Source organism: Desulfobacter curvatus DSM 3379, assembly GCF_000373985.1.
Taxonomy (GTDB): Bacteria; Desulfobacterota; Desulfobacteria; order Desulfobacterales; family Desulfobacteraceae; genus Desulfobacter; species Desulfobacter curvatus.
In genome coordinates, this window is the sequence record NZ_KB892900.1 from 64,982 (window position 1) to 90,267 (window position 25,286).

The following is a 25,286-nucleotide window of genomic DNA, read 5'->3' on the forward strand; positions in this document are numbered from 1 at the left end:
ATAAAAATATGTCTCGTTTTTTTATAGATCGCCCCATATTTGCATGGGTTATCGCAATCGTCATCATGCTGTCCGGGTTGTTTGCCGTGCTTACCCTGCCGGTGGAACAATACCCTAAGATTGCCCCGCCCAGCATTACCATTTCAACCTTGTATCCCGGTGCCTCGGCCCAGGTGGTGGAAGACAGTGTCACCCAGGTCATAGAGCAGGCCCTGACCGGTATTGATTATTTAAGATATTTCTCTTCATCCAGTGAGTCCAGCGGCCAGCTCACCATCAGCTTAACCTTTGAACCTGAAGCGGATCCGGATATCGCCCAGGTTCAGGTGCAGAACAAAATATCAAAAGTGGAAAGTCTACTGCCCCAGGAAGTCCAGGAACAGGGGCTGACCGTCCAGAAGGCGTCTGACAGCTTCCTGTTGTTGGTCGGATTATACACAGAAGACGGCGCTTATAAAGATGATGATCTCTCCGATTACCTTAAATCCAACATGGCGGACCCGGTTTCCCGTGTACAAGGGGTGGGCGATTTAACCGTGTTCGGCTCCCAGTACGCCATGCGGATATGGGTTAATCCGGAAAAACTCAACGCGTTTAACCTGATGCCATCGGATGTTGTTTCAGCCATCCGGGCACGGAACGCCGACGTCTCATCCGGTCAGCTCGGCGGTGCGCCGGCCGTCGAAGGCCAGCAGATCAATGCCGTTGTGACGGCCCAGTCCAAACTGCAGACCGTGGAGGATTTTGAAAAGATTTTGGTCAAGGTCAACCCGGACGGTTCCCAGGTCCGGGTCAAGGATGTGGCCAAAGTGGAAAAGGGGCCTGAAAGATACGGATTCAACACCCAGTATAACCGGATGCCGGCCGCAGCCATGGCCATCAGCCTTGCCACCGGTGCCAACGCCCTTGACACGGCCAAACGGGTCAAGGATAAGGTTAACGAACTGAGTCAGTTTCTTCCGCCCGGACTGAAAATTATTTACCCCTACGATACGACGCCCTTTGTCCGCCTCTCCATCGAAGAGGTTGTTAAGACCCTGGCAGAAGCCATTGTGCTGGTTTTTCTCGTTATGTATCTGTTTTTGCAGAGTTTCAGGGCGACCCTGATTCCCACCATTGCGGTACCGGTGGTGTTGCTTGGCACTTTTGGCGTGCTGTCGGCGTTTGGTTTCAGTATCAATACGCTGTCCATGTTTGCCATGGTGCTTGCCATCGGTCTTCTGGTGGATGACGCCATCGTTGTGGTGGAAAACGTGGAACGGGTGATGTCCGAAACCGGTAAACCGCCCAAGGAAGCTACCCGGCAGTCCATGGATCAGATTACCGGTGCCCTTGTGGGTATTGCCATGGTGCTGTCTGCGGTGTTTATCCCCATGGCGTTTTTTTCCGGCTCCACCGGTGCCATTTACCGGCAGTTTTCACTGACCCTGGTATCGGCCATGGCACTTTCGGTAATAGTGGCCCTGGTTCTGACTCCGGCGCTTTGCTCCACACTGCTCAAGCCCGTGAAAAAAGGGCATCATGAACATAAACGCGGCTTTTTCGCCTGGTTCAACAAAGGCTTTGATCTCAGCAAGGCCATGTATAAATCCAGTGTCAGATATGCGGCCACCCGGGCAGTAAGGTTCCTGGTGGTTTATGCATTGATCATTGTGGGCCTGATCTATATTTTCAAAGGCATCCCCACAGGATTTTTGCCCGACGAAGACCAGGGTATGATGATGACCATCATCTCCGCCCCGCCGGGTGCTACCATGGAACGAACCCAGCAATCCGTAAACAAAGTGGAAGACTACTTTCTGGACCAGGAGAAGGAGAATATAAAAAGCCTGTTCACGGTGGTCGGCTACAGCCATTCCGGCCGGGGCCAGAATGTTGCCATGGGCTTTATGAACCTTACGGACTGGTCCGAGCGCCGCCGGCCTGACCAGAAAGCCGCCGCTATTGCAGACCGGGCCATGGCCAGCATGTACAGTATCAAGGATGCATCTGTGTATGCTTTTATTCCGCCGGCCATCCTGGCCCTGGGCGATGCCACCGGCTTTGATTTTGAGCTGGTGGATCGTGGGGCTTTAGGGCATACTGCATTGATGAATGCCAGAAATCAGATGCTGGGTATGGCTGCCCAGAATCCGAAGCTGGTGGGTGTCCGGCCCAACGGGTTGTCCGATGTGCCGCAGTACAAGCTGCACATTGATTATGAAAAGGCTGAGGCGTTAGGCGTGACCACGGCCAATATCACCAATGTGCTGCAGACCGCCTGGGGGTCATCCTATGTCAATGATTTCATGGACGGTAACCGGCTTAAAAAGGTATACATCCAGGGCGATGACGAATCCCGCATGCTGCCCGAAGATATCAACAGGTGGCATGTGCGGAATGCCCAGGGCAATATGGTGCCGTTTTCCTCATTCACCTATGGAGAGTGGACCTATGGATCACCCAGATTGGAACGGTATAACGGCACCTCTTCGGTGGAGATATTAGGCGCCCCGGCTCCGGGGGTTTCCTCGGGTGAAGCCATGGCCATTATCGAGGAGCTTGCCCAGAAATTGCCCAAGGGGATTTTCCTGGAATGGACAGGCCTGTCCTATGAAGAACGGATAGCCGGCTCCCAGAGCGGCATGCTCTATGCCATATCCCTTTTGTTCGTGTTCCTGTGTTTGGCCGCCCTTTATGAGTCCTGGTCCATTCCGTTTTCGGTCATGCTGATTGTGCCTTTGGGAATCATTGGCTCCGTGGTTGCCACGAGCTTGGCAGGATTAAGCAATGACGTCTATTTCCAGATCGCCTTGCTTACCACAGTGGGCCTTGCGGCCAAAAACGCCATTCTTATTGTTGAGTTTGCAAGAAGTCTATACGAAGGCGGGACCGAACTGGTTCAATCGGCTGTCATAGCTGCAGAGCTGAGGCTTCGACCCATTCTGATGACCTCCTTTGCGTTTATCCTGGGTGTGACACCGTTGGCCATTTCCGACGGTGCCGGTTCCGCCAGTCAGAACGCCATCGGCATCGGTGTTATAGGGGGCATGCTGGCAGCCACAACCCTGGCGATTATCTTTGTCCCCCTCTTTTTCATTCTCATTGAACGGGGCAGTGAAAAGAGAAAACAGGCCGAAATCGGCCAAGGAGAATAATTTATGGCAATTAGAATAATTACGTCAGCCGTTGCCGGGTTGATGCTTTTTACTGCGGGCTGTTCCTTTATCCCCGAATACAGTCAGCCTGAAATGCCGGTGGCCGACACCTGGTCCGGCAAGGGGCTTGAAGCAGATGCCGGGTCCGGTCCCGTCGCCGCCGACATCGTTTACCAGGATTACTTTACATCCCAGACCCTGCAGCAGATTATTGCCATGGCCCTGGAGAACAACCGGAATTTGAAGGTAGCCCTGCTCAATATTGAACAGGCAAAGGCAGCCTACCGGATCAAGAGATCCGATGAACTGCCCGTCATTGCGGGCAGCACGGGCGTAAGCCGCCAGGGCATTCCCGAAGACAGCAGTAGTTCGGGGAAGGCGTATACCACAGATACATCCATGAGTGTGGGACTGGGCGTCACGGCCTATGAACTTGATTTATTCGGCCGGGTCAGAAGCCTGAGCCAAAGTGCTCTTGAAAGCTACCTTTCCACCCGGGAAGCGGCATCGAGCACCCGCATCGCCCTGGTGGGCCAAACCGCAGACGCCTATGTCAACCTTTTGGCCCAAAGAAAGCTGCTGCAGCTTGCCCAGGCAACATACAAGGCCCAGAAAGCCACCTATGATGTGATTAAAACCCAATATGATGCAGGCTCCACAGACCAGCTGGCCCTGGCCCAGGCCGCCACATCCACCCAAAGCGCCAAAGCCTCCATTTACCAGTACAAGCGGCTGGCTGCCCAGGCGGAAAACGCTTTGGTATACCTTGCAGGCCCCGGGGTGTATGATCTTATCAAGACGTCTGAAACCCCATGTGAAACCATTGACGACATCGGATTTTTGACCCGGCTGCCGGCAGGGCTCCCCTCCCAGATTCTTCTGGCCAGGCCGGATATTCAGGCGGCCGAGCATCAGTTGAAGGCGGCCAATGCAGACATTGGTGCGGCCCGGGCTGCCCTGTATCCGACCATCAGCCTGACCGGTTCCCTGGGGTTTGCCGCCGAGGGGCTTTCCTATCTGTTTGATCCGTCCAGAAGTCTTTCCTGGGGCTTTTCTCCTAATCTGACCATCCCCATCTTCAACCGGGAAGGCCTCAAGGCAAGTCTGGATGTCGCAACTGTTGGGGAAAAAATTGCGGCAGCCCAGTATGAAGACGCCATTCAGACAGCGTTCAGGGAAGTGGCGGACCAGCTGGTGGCACGCAAACATTACAAGGGGCAGATGGATGCCCAGAATGCACTGGTCTCTGCCACCCGGAACGCGTATTGTCTGTCTAAGGCCAGGTATGACAACGGTATAGATGATTTTCTTTCGGTTCTGGATTCCCAGCGTTCGCTTTTCAGCGCTGAGCAGGGTGCAATTGTCTTGAAACAGTCTTACTTGAGCAACCTGATTAACCTTTACAAGGTTATGGGCGGCGGAAAAATGGATACGTCTAGTACGAATTAATAAGAAAAAAGGGAAACACATGACACCGGAACTTGGTGCAAAGCTTCAGCAAATTACTGAACAGAATATAATGGATATCGAAGCACACAAACAACAGGGTAAGTCCGTGGTGGGATACTACTGCCTGTACGGCCCCACGGAACTTGCCGTTGCCGCGGATGCAATTCCGCTGCCTTTGTGCGGCACCCGGCAGGACCCCATTGAAGCGGCGGAACAGACGTTACCCAGGAATCTGTGCCCCCTGATCAAGAGCAGTTACGGATTTGCAGCCACCGGCACCTGCCCGTTTTTCAAATTTTCGGATATGATCGTGGCCGATACCACCTGTGACGGGAAAAAGAAAATGTTTGAGATCATGGGAAAGATAAAGCATGTACATGTGCTACAGCTTCCCCAGCAGCAGAACACCGAGCTTTTTTTAGACCCTTGGATCACGGAGTTAGAACAATTGCGGCAGGTGATTGGGGACCAGGCAGGGATACCCATTACTAATGAACGGCTTAGTGGCGCCATTTCCCTTTTGAACCGGGAGCGCCAGGCTAAAAAAGCGCTCATGGATGTGGCTGCGGTCAAGCCGTCCCCCATCAGCGGTATCCAGATGCTTGAAATCCTGTTTAAAACAGGTTTTTTTGCGGATAAAGAAAAGGGCATTGACCTGATCAATGAAATCACCGAAGCCTGCCTGAAAAAGGCAGAAAAACAAGACAGTCCGTTCACAACGGATACGCCCAGGATTCTTTTGACCGGTGTCCCCGTAGGATTAGGATCGGACAAGGTGGTTAAAATCCTTGAAAATTCCGGGGCCAATGTGGTGGCCTTTGAAAATTGCAGCGGGTATAAACAGGTGTTCCAGGTAGATGAGGACAAAGATCCCATCAAAGCCCTTGCCGAGCAGTATCTTGCGATTCCATGCTCGGTCATGAGTCCCAACCCGGGCCGTGAAGATCTATTGATCCGCATGGTGGAAACGTTCAAGGTGGACGGGATTGTGGATCTCACCTGGCAGGCCTGCCACACCTATAATGTTGAGGCATTCCAGATCCGGGAACTTGCCGAGCAGACATGTAATCTGCCTTATCTTCACCTGGAGACCGATTATTCCGAATCAGATACGGAACAGCTCCGGGTCCGGATCGAAGCCTTTCTTGAAATGATTTGATCCGGCCTCAGAAAAGGGACTCGGAAAAAATAAAAGCTGTAGAGTTTCCGCGTCCCTGACTTCATAGTATAGGAATTTCCATTTTCGGGAACGATAAAGCACGCCCGAAGGACCCTAAGTTCATGTCAATCCTCAACGGTCGCCTATTTTGAAATGGGCAAACTATTTAAAACTCATTCCTTTGTTTTTGAAAGCTTGATGATCAAAACTAATAGAATGATAGTCTGGCTGATGGGGTCCACCGCAACTCGTTTTTTATACTAAACTTGCATCATAAACGAAATAGGTTGGCAATTTTTGTTCAAACGCCAGTTGAAAAAATAGGAGTAGATTATATGTCAAGTAAAGAAGAGAACCTTGTTCAGAGAGTGTTGAAAGAGCAACAGTCTCGTCAGGCCGCTTACCGGGAGCGCGCTCTTAAGATGTTCCCCTGGATCTGTGCCCATTGTGGCCGTGAGTTTGAAGGCAAACGAGTCAAGGAACTTACTGTTCACCATAAAGACCATAACCACGACAATAACCCGCCTGATGGGAGCAACTGGGAATTACTTTGTATCTATTGCCACGACAACGAGCATTCCCGGGACCAGGTCGCTGATGCTTATTCCGATGAATTGGCCGGGAGCACCGCAGATTCCGGCGGCACCACCAATCCTTTTGCCGGGCTTGGCGATATGCTGAAAGGTAAGTTGTAACCTTACTGTCGGCCTGAAACGTGGGATGGCTGCACATATTATGAAATATTGAGAAAGTTTGCAGGTGTTAACCACCATCTGTTTAAGCTTCGTCTCCAGGATAAATTTACCTAATCAATTTCCACAAAACGCCCTGTTACTCCAGAGCATTTCCAACACTAAAGTTCACCCTCCGAATTGTGAGTAGCCTGAATACTTGAAAAAAGTGAGGGCCTTTATTGACCAGCTTGCCGGCGACACATGATAGCCAACAGTTCCTTTTGGTTCAGAATTAAAGGGAATTAAATTGACTGTTGCAATTTTTGACAGGGGATGTTTATTAACTTTAGTTATCTTGATTTTCACTATATGGAATCCGCAATCACCATCGTTTAGTGATTCCGCACATAAATTGGATTAAAATTAAAAATGACCTATTCTTTATACATAAACGGTGTCTATGAAGATGTTCTCGAAGAAATCCTAAAGGCCCAAACATCAGAGCCCGGATTAATTTGCTATTTACAACCATATGCCTCGGACACCATTGTTCGTCTCGCTGAATCACCCCCAACAGAGAGCGATCCAGTAATGCTATACATTTCGCTTACTTCCTCTTTACCGTTTGTCTCCTACCGTACAGAAATTGTGGGTTGGGAGAATAAAGCAGAAATTGATTCTGCCCGTCTCGTCAAATTGAATGATCACATTAAAAAGTATCAACCCGGGGAAACAGAAATCTATATGGTGGGTGGAAACGATAAGTCATCGAGAAATCTTATCTCTGTCCGAAATATGGAGCGAATAAAAATCCCCATACATGTATCAAGCTTTGTAAAATTGTCGAATAACCAGCCTCTCAAGCCAAGAACCAGGTCCGGTGGCTGGTCATACATTAAAGAGATCCCACAATGGGTCGGTTCAATTCCCGTAATGGCAGTTGAGGACGAACTATTTCAAGACTTAGATCAACAAGTATCTGCATCAATGCAGAGCACTAATGAATCACGAGCGGAAAGACTTCAAGCTGCGGCAAAATATCCCGAATCAATTCAGGTAGTATCAAAAGGATTCAAACGTAATGCTGATGTTGTTGCGGAAGTATTGGTGAGAGCTAACGGCCATTGTGAAAAATGTGGGAAGGAAGCTCCCTTCAAAAGGGCAAAAGATGGTACGCCTTATCTTGAAGTTCATCATAAAATCATGCTGTCAGAGGGAGGTGAGGATACTGTCGAAAACGCAATTGCAACATGTCCCAATTGCCATAGGGAGCTTCATTTTGGCGAATAAGCAACGAAAATCTAAACCTGGACGCAATACTTGTTATCACCAGCGTAACTCTGCTTATTTAGTATTGGATTTTACCAAGACGAATGCCCCATATTTGATTGATTAAGCCGTCATAATTTCCCCTGTCACTCCGGGCTTTTCACAGCACACCCAAAACATTTTTTTAATCCAAATTGAACGACTCGGTCCTGCGCCGATCACTGCGCTATGGTTTGTCAATTGAAAAATACCATATCTTGTGCCAGGCCTTTATGATAAGGAGATGGAGGCTACAAACGCTAAAGCTCGCCCTCGAATTGTGGGTGGCTGAAGGACTGGAAAAAGAATTGAACGCCATTATTGACAAGGGTTTCGACCCACAATCATACCATAATTGCTCGGTTTTGTGTTTCTCAATGGGTTCATTCAAGCTTTCGATTTACATCAGGGGCTCGGTTGCTATTGAAAATTATCCTATTTTCTATTTTTCTAACAGGATAACATTATAAATTCAGGCTTTAACAGAAAAAAATTACATACTCACTTGTCATGGGGTTCATATGGATAAAAAAACATTGTCATTAAATATAAGCTGGGAAATTCATGATAATTGGACAGAGGTATTAGCTGGTACATATTACATTTTGAATGATCCATTATGTAATACAGCTAAAAAAATCTCTACATCAGTTCTAACAAGAACAGTAATTATACTTTCTCATCAAATTGTTGAAATCATGTTTTTTAATACAATTCATGAATATTTAAGACAACACAAATCTGAATTACCAGTATCAACAGTTGAGGCGGTTGAGAATGGTATTGAGGATAATATTGGATTTAAAAGAGCTTTTATAAGGTGGCCAAAGCTCTTAATAAATAATGCTTTTGACCGTTCTTGCGAACCATTAAGTTCTCAGGAGCGTTTAAGAAGGCTGCGAAATGAATCAATTCATTGGCCAGCTGGGAACGCAGTTAATGATTTAGCAAATAGTGCATACTATACAGCAATTGAATCAGCAAAACTTATTTATTCTTATTTTTATAATTGGGAAGAATCAGAATATTCTAAGTTTGTTGAAAAATATCCTGCATCAACCAATGTGCACTTAATAAAGGCAATGCAAATGACTAAAAAACACCTATAACATAAGCATCTACAAAGACATGATATCCTCGCGGCTCCCTTACTTTTTGCGTTGGTTAAATTAGCCGTGTTAGATTTTCTCTGTACCTAAGAGCTTCATTGCTATAATTTTAGCCTTCTCTACCGGCAATTCAGTTTCCACAAGATTGTCTCCGTGTGCTAATTTATCACGAATCTTCTTAATATCTATAAAATCGTTAACATCCTGATCGTTAAGATCATCCCACGCCAATATAGCACACCAATGAAACCTTTGTGCTAAATTCCTTGAGTCATTAAATCTATCTTCAAAGAATAAATTACCTGACTGGCTTAGGCGTTGAGGCACATTAAAAACTGATTTTGCATCGCTTTCATAGCTAAGTGATTTAAATTGTCTGTGAGTCTCCCTCTCAATAAATAAAAAATAGTTTAAAAATTGTTTAAGCCGATCTTTCTCGTTTAATGCAGAGTAAAAATGACGGCTTGTTTTATATTCAAGCTTTCCATAAAGATCCGATGATTTTGACAGAGAAACATCCATTTCAATGGATGTTTTTCCTGATGATACAATTACATTTGCACTCCCTGTCATTTTGAGATCGAATAATGTAACTCCGTTATTGGTTTCTCCAAATACTGCTTTTTTAACTAATATTAAAGATACAGGCCTTTCCAAGGTCGAGAGATGAACCACTAATGAAGTGATTATACTTGGGAGCGATTCTTTTTCCCATTTTTGAATATCTTGTTTCCCCTCGGGGAATGCGTCGTACGTAATGATGCTGCCTTCATGTTCCTTTCGGTAACCGCCTTTTAATGTCCGAGTCTGAAATTCTTTAAAAAATATAAATGCAAATGGACGACTCACCTTCTTTTTTTTAATCCATTCTTGTTCATCTTCATCAATAAAATCATCACCGATCAGTAGTCGGCATGCATCATTAATAGAGTCGGATATTACCGCAGTGCAATTTTCACCAAACTCAAACGGTTTAGAAATTGTTGATGTGCTATTGGGATTGAAATTGATACCTTGAATCGAATAAACCATAACAATCCCAAATTGAATTTCTAACACATCCGACACAGGGTACTTTGTAAATCCCATATTTTCGATTACAGACTTCGAGAATATCATAATGGGCTCCTGAGAAATCTAACCGTAATAAGCCGCGTGGCATTTTGCGTCTGCACTAGCCTGGCTATGCATAAATAGCTATTAAAGTAATAATGTTATCGTTTATTTGTAAAGTAATTGGAGATTAACAATTCTTTAACGATAAATGCAACAGTCAACTGGTACCTTAAAAATTTACTTTTCTTCTGGACTTGAAGATCGTTGAATATATCTATGGCCAATCGCTATTGTTCAAATTTTCTGAACCCCAATATATGGTGTCTGTGCCTATTTCAAAAAAATGAGGGCTAATACCATAAGTACTCAGGCTTATTTTTCTATATTTATAGCCAGTAAGAAGTGCGAGCAGAAGTCAATGTAGCCGATCCTTGGTTTAAACCAAACTACATTTGATTTTGAGCCATTAATGATAACAGGTTCGTGGTCCTTCCAGTAGCGAAAGAACTGTTCGAAGCTTAAGGAAATAGTGTCCGAAATAAGTTCCTTAAAACTTTCTATTTACATCGGGATGCTTAGTTGTTAATAAAAATCATCCGGTTTTCTATAATCGCTGAAGTTTCGGGCTTGCTTACAGAAAAGCAAATGTCACTTTTCGAGGAAGCAAACAAAGCATGGTTTTTTTAAAAAATAGCGTTGAAATTGAAGGTCTGCAATACGAAGGCGGTACAATAAGGCCGACGATCGAAAACTCTACTGCGACTCGCTTAACGAAAGATCGGTCTGAACAGTTGCTAAAAATGAAAACTATTCTTAAAACACATTAAAAGCAGGATCTAACAAGGCTAATCAGATGACGCAAAAAGCCGCGCGGCTGATTAGCAACGTTCTCGGAGGAATGGCACCACATAAAAAGATAATTACAAGGATAATATGCTAAAAAGAAGTATTATAATAGTTTGTATTTTCATACCTTGCCTATTTTGTGCTGGATGTGCTTATTACACAACATACGAAACGAGAGATCCTTTGATCATGGTGTCAAAATACCAATTTACTTCTTCAAACTATAAAGAAGCAGATGATTATTGCCAAAATTTCAATATGAGATTGAGGGGAACAAAGCTTAAAAAGGATAATAAGCTAAACAAAGATCTCGAAGAGATATTACAAAATGTCATGATCTCATATAACAAATTGTCTGCCACTTACTTCTTTTCATTTTATGATAAGAATTATCATTGCTTTAACAATGAATATAATGGATATAACTGTCCAAAAATTGATATAAATATTTTTGCAATTTCAAAACCAATCACGTGTTCTTATCCTAATGGTGAAATTCATCTCAGTCGATCGTATATAGATGGCGGGTTAATTTATAGCGCGAAAAACAAAGCACAATTAACCGCCTTGATTGCTCATGAATTTATACATATTAGACATGGCCATGTCCGGTATCAATGGGCAGTGGCGAATGCAATAAATCAATTCAAAAATGAACAGCGTAAAACCAACTGGACAAAATATCTTAGAGTATTACCGATCTCATACTCTAATATGCTTTATAGTAGTAGAAATTTATCGGAAATCAATCTGATTGATTATCATTTAGAATGTATGGCCGATGTTTATACTGTTTTATTATTGAATCAAATGGGTTATAAAATTGACCATTACATTAATCTGCTTTCAAATCTTATGAATTATCTTCAAGCTGAAAATCAAATTGATAGTATAAGAATCGATGAACTAAAATATAGAATTCAATCATTAAAATTTATGTCACAAATTAATAAAACACAACTACCCAAATACCTAATGGTTGAAAGAGAAAGTACGAGTATAAATTATTATAATCAACAAAGTCCGCAATACTTTAAATACGAGTTTAGTAAGTATCCAGAATTAATAAAATATGCTGCCTATTGGTATAACGCTCTAAATTCAATGGGGAAAATTGTATACACAACAAAATTCGCTTTTTACCCAAACAATGTTGCAATGCCTATCAATACGAATCAATATAATTCTCTTCTGCTCAGAACTGAGCATGGAAATTTACAGCCATCTGAAATTAATTATTGTATCGTGTTTCCAGAAAAACTTATAGAAATTCCTATTTTTCCATTCATTTATAATTAAAAAGGGAGGGGCAATGTTAACTGCTTTTCATATTAAAAGAAAACTCTTAATAACTCTCATGAGTATTTTTGTTATCTTATTTATAGGTTGTACAAAAATGAAAAAAAATATGAATATTCCTATATACCTTGATAGGATAGAAGGTGAATATAGCATACCTGACAGTTTCAATTCATATACTTTGTTTTTTGCTACTTCATACGAATTAAACAAGCCTTTTGACAAAAAATATTTAAAAAAAATGAACAAACAATTCAAAAGTTTTGGAAAAAGTATTGGAGAAAACCACCTTGCTGTATGGGTTAAAAATATTGACTCTGATGATTTGAATGTTGATTTAGGCAAAACATACGCTGATAGATTGCATAGGTGGTACAACTCGGAGTTAAGCTTTTACGATGGACCGTATTTGATTTTTATGTCAAATACACCTGATGCTATTCCAAGATCTGATGATTTTCTGGTCGTGATTAGTTTTAAGAATAAAAAGCCAGAAGCAATTACAGAGATTATCGAATATTTGGAGGCAACAATCAGACGGGATGAAATCTCAAAATACAAGATTCAAACAAAATTATATTGGTTAGATTTTGAGACATTCCTGGTGGAAAATAAAGAGAGTCTTAAAACTATTGGAAAAGAAATAATTATTAAGGTCATTGAAAAAAGATTATAACCGGAGATCCTATTACAGTATCAATTTTTTAAAATTCAACAAGCAAAATGCACTCGGGTGAGCCGGTGATTTTGGTGGTTAAAATCGTAAAAATCAGAATTTTTAAGGAATAGCAAAACGACAGATATTGGTATTTAACCGGGCTGCCAAGATTTTGAATACAGTGATCAATTCCAAAAGAATGAATCAGGATATCGGAGCCCACGCCAGTGAACCTTACAAATGGTAGGGCTCGCTTTCCGGAGAAAACGTGCTCCCCAAAATGTTGTGCTTAGATTTTTTCCGCTGGTTACAAATCTTACGGTTAAACGTCGGATTAAAAAACTTGATTTTACCAGACAAAAAAATATTCTTAATAGAGCAGACTACCTCCAAAGCAAGGTCCATTTTCCGGGTGGAAGACTCCCCCGGACTTTTCCCAGTCCACATCTATTTTCAAATTTTAAAAGTGAATGAATTCTACAGGAACCATAATTGGGATAGGTAAATAATCATTGTATTAATGCTCAAACATTTTCAATATCACCTGCTTGTGCTCTGATAATTCCAGGGATTAATCAATCTCAATCCGTCGATCTCATCAAAATTTTTGATGTCTCGAGTCGCCAGAATCAGGTTTGCCGTTTTTGAAATTGATGCGATCTGTGCATCTTCTACACTGACTGGTCTGCCGATTTTTGTTCTTTTGGCCACTATTACTGCGTACTCAACAGCGGCCTGATCATCAAACGGTAAGCATCTGCCCTTAAAATCTTCATCAAACATCTGTTGAGCCAATTCAAATAACATGGTCTTCTTTTTCCCATCATTCAGTAGGGAGATACCAAGGAAAATTTCAGCAAGAGTTATTGAACTGGTCCATAGATCCCACTCGGATTGTTTATCTAACCAGAAAACAACCTGCTTATTCGGCGTGGGTTTCATCAACTCTGATAACACATTCGTATCAAGCAAAATCATTTTTCTTCATCCAGTTGGGCATCTGCCGAAAAACGTGGTTTGGATCTCTGGATTTCAGGTAAAATGACACCGCCGGCACTAGCGAAACGGTTAGCAATTCGGGAGCCGATCCCTTTTGAACAGCGTTTTTCCAGCAGAAATTTTTTAAGAATTTGTCTGGCCTCCTCTTCCATGGATCTATCATTCATGGCGGCAGCCATACGCAGTTTTGCTTTAATTGAATCGTCCACATTTCTGATTGTCAAGCTTCCCATTATGCCTCCTTTATTGGGGGTTTCTCTGATACAATGTGTATTTCAATATAGTATGATTTCAATGTATGCAACGCCATCACAATTGTCAATATGTGGACAGGAAAGAGTTGCGGAGCCAGTGACGATGCAACCTTCTTTATCATTGAGGCTTTGACAGATCAAACCAAAAAAGTTGAGGTGAGGACCTAGAGCCCCTCATTGATTTTTGTCCATATTCCTATTAGACTGTGGGCCAATTGATATTGAATATGACCTCGAGTCGTATTCATTTTTCAAACCTAAAATTTGTCGGATTCTTTTCACAAAGGACAATGTCATGATGATTCCGCGAAATATCGGTACGATCCGTATATTGCTTCTGGTTGCAGCAATTTTTCTGGCCGCATATAGCCAGGCCCATGCCCGGACACCTGTTTACGTTCCCGAAGACCTTGTCCCCTGGAAAGAATGGGTACTGCACGGAAAAGAAAAGCAGTTGTCATGCATTCCAATGTACAACAATGCCGGGCAGATCCTCTGCGCTTGGCCGGGGCGGTTGAATCTGAATCTGACAGACAGCGGGGGGACATTTGAACAGTCATGGCAGGTGTATACCCGGATCCGGGTCGATTTGCCGGGCTCAGACCGGAACTGGCCAATGCAGGTTCTGGCCGACGGCAAGCCTGCTGTGGTTCTGGATCAAAATAATGCCCCTGGGCTGTTACTTTCCCCGGGCGGTCATACTATCAGCGGGCGATTTCATTGGCGGTCCATGCCTGAAAAACTGAACATTCCTGCATCAACCGGACTGGTGGGTTTAAGGGTTAACGATCAGCCCGTAATGTTCCCGGATTTGGACAACACGGGGCGGTTGTGGCTGAAACACAGAAATCGTGAAAAACGGGTGGAAGACCGTTTGAAAATTGAATGTTTCCGATTGATCGAGGATGCCATTCCAGCCCGGATGGTAATTGATTTTTCCCTGGAAGTGTCGGGCCAGGCCCGGCAGATGGTCCTGGGGCCGGTATTCAAAAGCGAAAAGTTTACCCCAGTATCCTTTGATAGCCCGCTGCCCGCCCGCCTGGAGTCCGACGGTCGGATCACCATCCAAGTTCGCCCCGGACGCTATAAAATCAACCTTAATCTTCGCCATGCAGGGCCCTTGGAGACTGTTCGCTTCATCCGTCCGGACCAGGCATCCTGGCCGGATAATGAGATTTGGTCCTTCAGTCCTCGAACAGACCTGAGACAGGTGCAGCTTTCAGGCGCAGAATCCATTGACCCCAAGCAAACGGCCATGCCGGCAAAATGGCAATCCTTTCCGGCGTACATGATGACGCCTGACACCACACTGGCATTTAAGCAGATCAAGCGGGGAGATCCTGACCCAGCACCGGACCAGCTCTCCTTGAACCGGACCCTGTGGCTGCGGTTTGACGGTTCCGGCTATTTTATCCAGGATAAAATCACGGGCAAAAAGAACACCAACTGGCGCCTGGAACTGAATCCGGACATCAATCCGGGCCAGGTTCTTGTGGATGGGCAAGAGCAGCTGATCACCCAAAGGAAAGATAGTGATAAAGCCGGTATTGAGCTGAGAAACGGCAGGATAAATATTTTGGCTGATGCCACCTTTGAAAAAGGGATTGCCAATGTTCCGGCAACGGGCTGGGACCATGATTTTAATGAGGTAAAAGGCACGCTTAACCTGCCTGCAGGCTGGACCCTGCTCAATGCCCGGGGCGTGGACCGCATCCCCGGCACCTGGGTGGGCCGATGGACCCTGCTGGATTTTTTTGTGGTCTTGATTTTTACCATTGCCCTGTCCCGGGTCTACTCAAAACCGTTAGCCATTCTTGCCTTTGTCGCCCTGGTGCTGATTTTCCATGAAGACCAGGCCCCCAGGTATATCTGGCTGGTGATTCTGGTGGGGTTTACCCTGCTAAAATATCTGCCTGGGGGCAGGATGCGCACCTTTGTCAAGCTTTGCCAAGGGCTGGCATTGATCTGTTTTGCCGCCATTGTGATTCCCTTTGCCATCCAGACCCTTCGCATCGGCATATACCCGGAACTGGCCAGAACATGGACCGATACCTCAAATACCGTCACCCGCTCAGAATCCCGGGACCAGATGATGGAGATGGCGGCCGGGGCCCGGACCCCGGCCGAGACAAGAACGGAACAGCAGGCTTCGGATCAAAAAAAGCTGATGCGTATAGGAAGCTTGTCCAAATCCATGTACCCGGCCAGTGCACCGGCATCAGGCGGCAGGCCTGCCCAGGTGATGCAGTATGACCCAAAGGCACGAACCCAGACAGGCCCGGGTATGCCTTTGTGGCCGGCCTATGAAACCATTGGCTTTTCCTGGTCCGGTCCTGTGAGCAAAAGCCAGTCCGTCAATTTTTTCCTTATCGGGCCAAAAGCCAACCTGGCCCTGGCCTTTGTGCGGGTTGCCCTTGTGGTGCTTTTAGGTGCGGGTATGCTCGGTATCGGCAAAGGCGGTATTAAAAAAGCCGGTGAAACCGGTATCAAACAGATGCTTCCCGCTTTGTTTGTACTTGTTCTTTGTCTTTTCCCGGTATTGTCCCATGCGGCAGAATTTCCGCCACAGGCCATGCTGGAAGAGCTGGAAAAACGGTTGCTTGAAACGGATAAATGTTTCAATAACTGTGCAAATCTACCCTCGGCATCCATTGATCTGAAACAGGATGTAATGAAGATCCGCGTAACGGTTCATGCCGCCATTGACACGGCAATTCCCCTGCCCGGAGATGAAAGCCAGTGGCTGCCGTCACAGGTGGCTGTTGATGGCCTGACCGCTGCCGGCATTTTCAAAAAAGAGGGGCAATTCTGGGTGATGGTCCCCAAAGGGCGCCACCAAATAGACCTTGACGGTGCCATACGGCAGCAAAACGAGATCCAGCTTTTTTTCTCTTTAAAGCCACGGCACTTGGATATTGTTATGGACGGCTGGACCGTGGAAGGCCGTCATTCTGACGGCAGTTTTGATGACCAGCTCCAGTTTAAACGAACAGCCCGGGCCGACGGTAAAACTCAGCAGGTGCTTGAAACAGGTGTACTGCCCTCCTTTGCCAGGGTTGAACGGACCCTGCTGCTCGGACTTGTCTGGAAAGTAAATACCCGGGTAATCCGCGAAGGCGAAGCAAAATCAGGCATGGTTCTTGACATTCCTTTGCTGCCTGGCGAATCCATCACCACCGAAGGTATCCGGCTAGATAAGAATATGGCAAAGATCAATTTCCGGGCCGGGCAAAAAACATTGACCTGGGAATCTTTTCTGGCCCCCGCAGATAAAATAGAGTTAAAGCATGCACAGACCCGGGACTGGACCGAAATATGGAAAGTTGATGTCAGCCCTGTTTTTCACATGGAATACCAGGGCACCCCTGTAATCTTTCATAAAACCGGCACCCGCTGGTATCCCACCTGGCACCCCTGGCCCGGGGAGATCCTGACGCTCACCGTGACCCGGCCCCAGGGCATTGAGGGCCAGACCATGACCATTGAGAAAAGCCTGCTGGCCTTTTCACCGGGCAGAACAGCCACCACGGCCCGGCTGGATCTGACCATCAACAGCAGCCAGGGCGGGCGCCACACCATTGCCCTGCCCAAGGACGCCAGGCTGCAGGAGGTGAAAATCCAAGGCCGGATACGCCCCATCCGCCAGGATCAGAACAAAGTGACCCTGCCCATTGTCCCCGGACACCAGGAGATTGTGCTCCAATGGGTATCGGCCGGCGGTATCACGCCCTTTTATAAAACACCGGCTGTGGATTTAGGCATGGACAGCGCCAACACCTGTGTGGATATCAAACCGGGCAGCAGCCGGTGGCCCCTGTTTTTGGGTGGAGATCCGGCTTTGGGACCGGCTGTGCTGTTTTGGTCCGAAGTGATTGTGATCCTGATCATTGCCTTTATTCTGTCAAAAACCGGGTGGACACCGTTGAATCTGTTGCAGTGGTTTTTGCTGTTCATCGGCATCACCATGAGCCATCCGGCAGCCGCCATCGTTGTGGCCGGATGGCTAATTGTCCTGGATTTACGGCCCAAAGCCGATCAGTTCACCGGTATGAAGTTCGACCTGATCCAGCTGGGTATTGTGGCACTGACCCTGGCGTCGGGCGTATGTCTGGTGTTCAGCATCTCCAACGGACTTTTAGGCCATCCGGATATGAATATCCGGGGCAACGGTTCCAGTGCCCATCTGCTGCGCTGGTACCATGATGTGTCAGGGCCTGAATTGCCCCGTACCTGGATGGTCTCTATTCCCATGTGGGCCTACCGGGTTGCCATGCTGGCCTGGGCGCTTTGGGTCTCCTTCTGGCTGATCAATATTCTTAAATGGGGCTGGACAAGGTTTTCTACCCCCATACTGTGGTCCAAAGTGCAATGGCGCAGGCCCAAACCCAAGACCCATCAACAAAGCCACTGGACACCGAAAGGTCAAGCCCGGAAACAAGCCGGCCCTGAAATAGGTGCCGATCAAAGCGATGTGCCGGATACATAGATGTCCCTGACTTGTCCACCGCTTGTTGATAAAGATAGAACTGAATTACAACGGGCAAACCGCTGGGACGGTATAATTATTTGTGCCATTTCCCTTTGGGGAATTGCGATGCTGATGAAGAAAAAACGACTTGAACCCTATGTGCTTTTCATTGGAAATTCAAGCCTTGCCTTAAACATCTCGTCCCGGGCTTCCAGATGAAAACTAAACCCGGGCATTGCCGAAATCTTCTTGAAAACCATAGGGATACCCCTTCCCAACTGGTCTGCATATCTGTAGTTCTGCATGAATTTTAAAATAATGGGATTTCGGCTGATGGAAATACCAGCCTTCATTTTTTCAATGGTTACGGTGTTGATCAGGCGGCCGGGATTGGTGATTTCTATTATTCCGGGCTGCATTTTAATTTGGATTTTTTCATGGATGCTGTAATCCCGGTGAACCACCGCATTTACCAACAGTTCCCGCAAAATCCCCTGGGGAAATGTGAGCTCTTCGCGTTTCATGCCCCGGATCACGGATGATGTTTTCCAGTTCAGCTTAAGTTTATAAAGGATTGTATCAATGGCTTCCGGGCTTGGATCATAGCAGTCCATCCGGTCAAAAATCGTTTCAAGATCCTGATCCTGATAATAAACAAATTGAATCCCGGCCTGGGGAAGGTATTTTTCCAGGGCGGTGACTACTCCCTCTTTTTTGCTGAAAAAGAGCAGCCCGGCCATGCTCGGGCAAAGCTTTGCATGAACGATTTCAGCCAGACTGGCATTAACCAGCAAGGCCCTGGTCTCCGCCTCATCCATTGTTCCCATGTCCAGTTCATACACGTCTTTAAAATAGTGCTTGATTTTATCCAGGTTCAGGTCCTGTCTGGATGCCCCGGGGACCGGTTTTCCGTCAATGTGAACCACGCCGGCGTTCTGGAACAATCGCAACAACTCTTCCCTGGAGGAATTTCTCTTGGTGCTGCCCACCCTGATCATGTATTTTCCGGAAGCGGTTTGATACGGTTTTTCGAGCCCCTCCGGCACCTGGACCCGCGCAATCATTTTTCCGTCAACAGTTGTTGTTTCAAACATTGGAATCAAAGGGGGAAGAATATTGTTCCGGCAAATATTCATGACGGCTTCCTCCAGATTTTTCCTACGGGCCTTATCGATTCCGGTTACCTGGCCGTCATCTGAAACCCCGATCAAAATTTCTCCGCCCCTGACATTGGCGAATGCAGATATCTCTTCGGCCAGAGACTGGGGGGAGACATCCGGTGTTTTAAACTCGACCAGGGAGTTTTCACCATCCTGAATCACCTGTTTGATATTTTTTTCCATGGTTTTGTTTCTATTTTCTCCGGGGTATATTGTTTTATCGGATCAATCTCTACCCATTCAGGCAGTGATGGTTTTTATTTTATATTTGAGAACCATTTTGTTTCGTGTTACCAAGGTGAGTTTCTCAATCATGGCCTGGCCACCAGCATTCGGTCGGAGGGATCTTTATGAATATCAGGCAGTCGCCCGGCAAGTTGAGCATGTTCAAGTGTCATGGGAAGGGGGGAATTGATGGGTTCTAATTCTTTTTCTGATCCGGAAAAATAGCAGTGTTGTAAAAACTGTCCGTGATATCTTTATCAATGTCATCGAAATCATCCGATACCTTTACTTTGCCTTCCCAGCTTCCACCTAACCTGCGCGAAGATTCGTCCTGTTTATAAGCAGGCAAAACAGCTATCGGCTTGCCTGCCTTTCCAATGCTAACAGGTTCATTTGTCTCCTGGACCATTTTTATCAAATAGGACAAATTGGCCATGGCCTCTGATATCGTCTTAATATGCATTGCAAGCCCTTTTTTAAAAAGATGCTAACAAAACTTAGTCTGGTCTGGTCTGATTGTCAAGCGGTGCGATAATTATTGGCTGGTCATTGCCGAAAAGGATCTGATTGCCCTGGCTCAATCCATGAACCAGGGCAATCAGATCCGAACCCAGACCTGACAGGTCCTGGAACATTTAAATGAAGATCTGGAAAACAGCAAAGAAATTCAAAGGGAAGAATATCTTCAAACCATTGATAGTTTGATCAAAGCATTATACGCAATATCAGGACTCTGCATCCTTTTTCTTGAGTTTTCCGGCCAGGATATGGCGTTTGGCCGCATTCAGTTCCACCTTGCGGATGCGGATGGATGAGGGGGTCACCTCCACCATTTCATCGTCCCTGATAAAATGGATGGCCTGCTCCAACGTCATGGGTTTAACCGGTGAGCAGATGGTGGCTTCGTCTTTTCCTGAGGCCCGCATATTGGTCAGTTTCTTTTCCTTGCAGGCATTGACGTCGATATCGGAATGGCGGTTGTGTTCGCCAATGACCATGCCTTCGTATACCGGTGTGCCCGGTGAGATGAACAGCCGCCCCCGGGGTTCCAGGTTGAACAGTGCATAGGGCACAGCCTTACCCTGGCGGTCGCACACAATAGAGCCGGTGTAGCGCACGGGAAAATCCCCGCGATATGGCTCATACCCGGATAGATATGAATTCAGGATGCCCGTGCCCCGGGTGTCGGTCATGAATTCGTCCCGGTACCCGATCAGGGAGCGCGACGGGATGGAGAACTCCAAACGGACCCGGCCCTTGCCGTTGTTCACCAGGTTGGTCATTTTCCCCTTTCTCACGGACAGTTTTTCGGTGACCACACCCATGAAATCCTCATCGCAGTCCACAAACAGATGTTCAATCGGTTCCAGGGTCTGGCCGTTCTCTTCGCGGTAAATGACCTTGGGGCGTCCCACACACACTTCAAAATTTTCCCGGCGCATGGTTTCAATGAGAATGGCCAGTTGCAGTTCACCCCGGCCTTTGACCACAAAGCTGTCGTCGTCGGTACTCTCCTCCACCTCAATGGCAACGTTGAGCAGGGTTTCTTTGAGCAGGCGCTCCCGGATTTTTCTGGATTGAACGTTTTTGCCCTCTTTGCCGGCAAAGGGCGAGGTATTAATGGCAAATCGCATGAACACCGTGGGTTCGTCCACTGAGATCCTGGGCAGTGCCAAAGGATTTTCCCGGGTGCATATGGTATCACCGATTTTTACATCCTCAATGCCTGCCAAAACGACAATATCTCCGGTATCGGCCTGATCCACCGGCACCAGTGTCATGCCGTCATAGGACTGGAGTTTGGACACCTTAAGCTGTTTGCCGCCGCCATCCTCGTCCATGCACACCAAAGAGGCGTTGGAGGCGGCAGAGCCGTTGAACACCTTGCCGATGGCAAGGCGTCCCAGGTAATCAGAGTAGCCAAGGTCCGATACCAGCATCTGGAACGGTGCCTCAGGATCATAAGATGGTGCGGGCATTTCATTGATGATGATATCAAAAAGAACTTTCAGGTTATCCACCTCTTCTTCCAGTTCCCGCTTGACAATTCCGTCCCGGCCAATGGCGTAAAGGTAGGTGAAATCCAGCTGTTCGTCCGTGGCCCCAAGGTCGATAAACAGGTCGTAGACCATGTCCAGTACCTCATCGGGCCGGGCATCCTTGCGGTCAATTTTGTTGATGATCACAAGCACGGGAAGACCTGCTTCAAAGGTTTTTTTGAGCACAAACCGGGTCTGGGGCAAAGGCCCTTCGGAGGCATCCACCAGCAGAATGGCGGAATCCGCCATGGAAAGGGCGCGCTCCACCTCTCCGCCGAAATCGGCATGGCCCGGGGTGTCAATAATATTGATCTTTACCCCATTGCAGGTAACCGAGCAATTTTTGGCGGCAATGGTAATGCCCCGTTCCCGCTCCAGGTCCATGGAGTCCATGAGCCGGTCATCCACTTCCTGGCCTTCCCTGAACATCCCGCTCTGTTTAAACATGGCGTCCACCAATGTGGTTTTCCCATGGTCAACATGGGCGATGATGGCAACATTTCTTAATTTATCATTTACTGCACTGTTTTTTTTCATATTCTCCTGATAGTCTAAACACTACTTTGAAATCCGGGTGGTGCCGTCCGGGGCTGTTAACACCCTAACCCTGTCCCCGGGAAACATCGGTACATCCGCCTCCTGAACCACCACAATGGTTCGTCCGCTGTCAAGATTAACAACAATCTCCAAACCGTTTTTGGTTCTGGCCTCATTTTCAATGGCTGCACCAACGGCCGCACCTGCCAGGGCCCCGACAATGGTCGCCACATCCCGGCCATGGCCATGGCCGACGGTGCTGCCGAGCACGCCGCCGGTCACACCGCCGACCGCACCACCGACAACCGGGGGATTCGAGGCTTGGATGATAACAGATTTAACGGATTCCACAGTCCCTGTATCAACGGTCTGGGCCCGCATGGCCTGGTCATGGGTATATACATTGGAGCTGGATGACGCGCATCCTGCCATGGTCATCATTGCTGCAGCCATGATGCAAACAATAAGCTTTATGCCTGATCCGGCTGTATTCATGTTTCTGCCTCCTATGTCTTAACATCTAAACTGGTTGTCAAAGGCGCCCGGCCCGCTTGCTTTTTGCCGTTAACGCCTAAGTTAATAACATTAGAAGACTATTATACCGTCTGCAAGCGGCAAAAGGAAGTAATCATTGCATGGGAGAAAGTCAATAGGACAGGTCAATTGCATATGAGAACGTTGATCAATAAAAATTGGTCCTTGTCTTGATAGAATAAAGAGGCTTGTAATCGTACAGGGGTTCACATATAGAAACAAAAAAATTTGTTGCATTTTAAGGAATTCGGGAGAATCGGGAAAAATAGATGAATAACTACATAGAGCTGCACATACACACGACACATACTGCCGGGAATTCGGTATTGACCATTGACAAGGCAGTACAACGGGCAAAAACTTACGGCATGGCGTCTTTGGGGATTATGGACAGCGGCACGATGAGCGGTGTTGATACCTTTGTTGCTGCGTGCCGTGACGAGCAGATCACGCCGATTGTGGGCTGTGGATTCTATCTGACACTCGGGGATCATCGCCAAAAGGCCGATCAGAAATATCATCTGCCGGTGATCGCGGAGAATGATACGGGGCTGGTAAATCTGCGTGAACTTGACCGGATTGCGCAAACTGTCGGCAACATTGGCCGCCCGCAGATTGATTTGGCATTGCTGGCGCAGTATCACAAAGGACTGATTGTGTTCACCGGCGGCCGCGGGGGAGCGGTGGATAAACTCATGAAAGCCGGTCATTACCAGGGCGCAGAGGCGTTGTTGCTTCAGCTGAAATCAATTGTAGGCGCAAAAAATCTGTTTGTTGAGTTGCAGGACAATGGTCGCGTTGGCGAGATGGATATGAATCGCCTGCTGGGGGATCTGGCCAAAAAGTGTCAGGTGGAATGTGTGGTAACAGGGGGGCCGTTTTACCTTGATCCTGATGATGCAGCGGCATGCAATGCACTGCGTGAAGCAAATGGGAACAATTTGCTTCACGCAAATGGATTCAATTTCCGGTCGGGGGAGGAGCAGGCCGAACGATTTGGGATGTATCCGGAAGCTGTCGAGAACAGTGTGAATATTGCCAAGCGGTGTTCGTTTTTGTAAAAAATATAGGAATTTTATAAGAAAGTTTACAGGGCCGTAATGAAGATAGATATGGAAGCTCAAATCATCTACGCAAAAAAAATTTCTTTTCAGGAAGAGAATAAATTATCACCCCAAGTTATGAAAAACTGTTTTCATAATGCAATGGAAATGAATAACATATTGACGGCAGAACATAAGCGGGTCGCATATTTTTTTATTGATCCCCTCCTTCACTCCTTTGAAGCTGCCAACCGGTTTTATTTCGGCATCCTTGGGTGCAATACCATTAAAAAGATCAATACGTATAAAACAGGTGCCGGGCCGATCCAGGCGATCACGGATGCCGCTGAATTAATTAAAAATGATCTATATGACGCAGTTTTCATCTTCGGTTATGACCCCCTGCTGTCTGATACGCGCAAATACGGCAAAGATACAATAAAAAAAGCAATGGAGATATTTCAAGATTTCAGCCTTATTCAATGCTACGATCTTCTTGCCCGCCGGCTTTGCAGGGAAACGGATATTTCAGATGATGAATTTCGTGAACTGGCCGATAACCTTTTTAACAATTATTTGCGGACCTTTCAGAATAAATCAGTCGCACCGCCTAATTCCTCACGGGGAAAAGTCCTGCGGGACCTGGGCACAGATCTTTTTTGCCTCACCGACTGCGCAAACCCGAATATCGATTTTGCCGGAGGACTTATTGTCGCCAATACCCGTACCGCTGAACAATTAAACATTCCTGAAGATAGACGGCTTAAGGTATTAGGTTCGGGATATTCCATCGTACAAGGCGACCCAACGGCGATTAACCGTATCACCGGTACAGGCAACGACCTGTTTCCTCACCTGAAAGACGCATTTTTGCGGGCCCAGGCAGAATCCCAAATAGACATCATCCGGGAATTCCAAAATAAAAATCTTTTGCTGGATGCCTATACCTGCTATCCGCCCATACCCATGGCGCTGTTATTGGTGACAGGTTTTGTCGGCAACATCAATGAAATCCGTGAGTTTCTTAAACACCACGAGATAACGGTGACCGGAGGGATGAACATCGCCAGGGCTGCTTGGAACAATCCGGCGTTGAACGGGTTAATCGAAGCTACAGAGCAGCTTATCCAAGGCCATTGGCAATATGGCATGGTTCATGGAAACGGCGGCATCGGTGAAGCCCAGGGCATAACGATACTGGGGAATTTTTGTGGGTATGAATCATCTTAAACAACCTGATGAAGAGGGCGGAATGACTTGAACTTCACGACATTTAATGTATAACAGTATTACCGTCCTGGTCTAAAAGGCGATAAAGTTACCATTAAAGTA

The 25,286-nt window shown here is 46.5% G+C and carries 19 protein-coding genes; 11 read left to right on the plus strand and 8 right to left on the minus strand.

Annotated elements, in window-relative coordinates:
- Window positions 1-8 precede the first annotated feature (8 nt).
- From B147_RS0100315 to B147_RS0100340, 6 genes are all read left to right on the plus strand, one after another.
- The gene (locus tag B147_RS0100315; protein ID WP_020585263.1) at window positions 9-3,137 is read left to right on the plus strand and encodes an efflux RND transporter permease subunit; all 3,129 of its coding nucleotides are present in this window, start codon (window positions 9-11) and stop codon (window positions 3,135-3,137) included.
- A gap of 3 nt (window positions 3,138-3,140) precedes the next feature.
- On the plus strand, window positions 3,141-4,586 hold the full coding sequence (locus tag B147_RS0100320; protein ID WP_020585264.1) for an efflux transporter outer membrane subunit: 1,446 nt from the start codon (window positions 3,141-3,143) through the stop codon (window positions 4,584-4,586).
- Window positions 4,587-4,605: 19 nt separating this feature from the next.
- Window positions 4,606-5,745, plus strand: coding sequence for a double-cubane-cluster-containing anaerobic reductase (locus B147_RS0100325; RefSeq protein WP_020585265.1), 1,140 nt, complete (start codon window positions 4,606-4,608; stop codon window positions 5,743-5,745).
- 335 nt (window positions 5,746-6,080) lie between these two features.
- Window positions 6,081-6,440, plus strand: a complete 360-nt coding sequence (locus B147_RS0100330; RefSeq protein ID WP_020585266.1) for a YajD family HNH nuclease — start codon at window positions 6,081-6,083, stop codon at window positions 6,438-6,440.
- A 408-nt stretch (window positions 6,441-6,848) separates the two neighbouring features.
- Window positions 6,849-7,709, plus strand: coding sequence for an HNH endonuclease (locus B147_RS32235; RefSeq protein WP_020585267.1), 861 nt, complete (start codon window positions 6,849-6,851; stop codon window positions 7,707-7,709).
- A gap of 539 nt (window positions 7,710-8,248) precedes the next feature.
- The gene (locus tag B147_RS0100340; protein WP_020585268.1) at window positions 8,249-8,836 is read left to right on the plus strand and encodes a hypothetical protein; all 588 of its coding nucleotides are present in this window, start codon (window positions 8,249-8,251) and stop codon (window positions 8,834-8,836) included.
- A 69-nt stretch (window positions 8,837-8,905) separates the two neighbouring features.
- On the opposite strand, the gene B147_RS0100345 is transcribed toward B147_RS0100340, so the two are convergent.
- A complete protein-coding gene (locus B147_RS0100345) occupies window positions 8,906-9,955 on the minus strand; it encodes a hypothetical protein (protein WP_020585269.1) in 1,050 nt (349 codons plus the stop codon).
- Window positions 9,956-10,825: 870 nt separating this feature from the next.
- On the opposite strand from B147_RS0100345, the gene B147_RS0100355 reads away from it, so the two are divergent.
- Both B147_RS0100355 and B147_RS0100360 read left to right on the plus strand, forming a co-directional pair.
- A complete protein-coding gene (locus B147_RS0100355; protein ID WP_020585271.1) occupies window positions 10,826-12,037 on the plus strand; it encodes a M48 family metalloprotease in 1,212 nt (403 codons plus the stop codon).
- 97 nt (window positions 12,038-12,134) lie between these two features.
- Complete coding sequence (locus B147_RS0100360; protein ID WP_157237702.1) at window positions 12,135-12,713, plus strand: hypothetical protein; 579 nt, start codon at window positions 12,135-12,137, stop codon at window positions 12,711-12,713.
- Between the two features lie 522 nt (window positions 12,714-13,235).
- On the opposite strand, the gene B147_RS0100375 is transcribed toward B147_RS0100360, so the two are convergent.
- Both B147_RS0100375 and B147_RS0100380 read right to left on the minus strand, forming a co-directional pair.
- On the minus strand, window positions 13,236-13,673 hold the full coding sequence (locus B147_RS0100375; RefSeq protein WP_020585275.1) for a type II toxin-antitoxin system VapC family toxin: 438 nt from the start codon (window positions 13,671-13,673) through the stop codon (window positions 13,236-13,238).
- Window positions 13,670-13,927, minus strand: a complete 258-nt coding sequence (locus tag B147_RS0100380; protein ID WP_020585276.1) for a FitA-like ribbon-helix-helix domain-containing protein — start codon at window positions 13,925-13,927, stop codon at window positions 13,670-13,672. The genes B147_RS0100375 and B147_RS0100380 overlap by 4 nt, the downstream gene beginning before the upstream one ends.
- Before the next feature lie 316 nt (window positions 13,928-14,243).
- Between B147_RS0100380 and B147_RS0100385 the strand changes: the two genes are divergently transcribed.
- Entirely contained in the window at window positions 14,244-18,434 is a 4,191-nt protein-coding gene (locus B147_RS0100385) for a hypothetical protein (protein ID WP_020585277.1), read from the plus strand.
- 137 nt (window positions 18,435-18,571) lie between these two features.
- Here the strand turns inward: B147_RS0100385 and B147_RS0100390 are convergent, their stop codons facing one another.
- The 5 genes from B147_RS0100390 to B147_RS0100410 all read right to left on the minus strand — a co-directional run bounded on the left by B147_RS0100390 (window position 18,572) and on the right by B147_RS0100410 (window position 22,872).
- Entirely contained in the window at window positions 18,572-19,759 is a 1,188-nt protein-coding gene (locus B147_RS0100390; protein ID WP_020585278.1) for an RNA-binding domain-containing protein, read from the minus strand.
- Window positions 19,760-19,997: 238 nt separating this feature from the next.
- Complete coding sequence (locus B147_RS27020; RefSeq protein ID WP_020585279.1) at window positions 19,998-20,264, minus strand: type II toxin-antitoxin system Phd/YefM family antitoxin; 267 nt, start codon at window positions 20,262-20,264, stop codon at window positions 19,998-20,000.
- 34 nt (window positions 20,265-20,298) lie between these two features.
- Window positions 20,299-20,436: a hypothetical protein gene (locus B147_RS31560; protein ID WP_020585280.1), complete on the minus strand. Its 138-nt coding sequence runs from the start codon at window positions 20,434-20,436 to the stop codon at window positions 20,299-20,301.
- A 90-nt stretch (window positions 20,437-20,526) separates the two neighbouring features.
- Window positions 20,527-22,377 carry a translational GTPase TypA gene (typA, locus tag B147_RS0100405; protein WP_020585281.1) on the minus strand — a complete coding sequence of 617 codons (1,851 nt, stop codon included), beginning with the start codon at window positions 22,375-22,377 and terminating at the stop codon, window positions 20,527-20,529.
- 21 nt (window positions 22,378-22,398) lie between these two features.
- The gene (locus tag B147_RS0100410) at window positions 22,399-22,872 is read right to left on the minus strand and encodes an outer membrane lipoprotein (RefSeq protein ID WP_020585282.1); all 474 of its coding nucleotides are present in this window, start codon (window positions 22,870-22,872) and stop codon (window positions 22,399-22,401) included.
- A gap of 308 nt (window positions 22,873-23,180) precedes the next feature.
- Between B147_RS0100410 and B147_RS0100415 the strand changes: the two genes are divergently transcribed.
- Both B147_RS0100415 and B147_RS0100420 read left to right on the plus strand, forming a co-directional pair.
- Window positions 23,181-23,972, plus strand: a complete 792-nt coding sequence (locus B147_RS0100415) for a PHP domain-containing protein (RefSeq protein ID WP_020585283.1) — start codon at window positions 23,181-23,183, stop codon at window positions 23,970-23,972.
- Window positions 23,973-24,122: 150 nt separating this feature from the next.
- Window positions 24,123-25,184, plus strand: coding sequence for a hypothetical protein (locus B147_RS0100420; RefSeq protein ID WP_211216903.1), 1,062 nt, complete (start codon window positions 24,123-24,125; stop codon window positions 25,182-25,184).
- Window positions 25,185-25,286 lie beyond the last annotated feature (102 nt).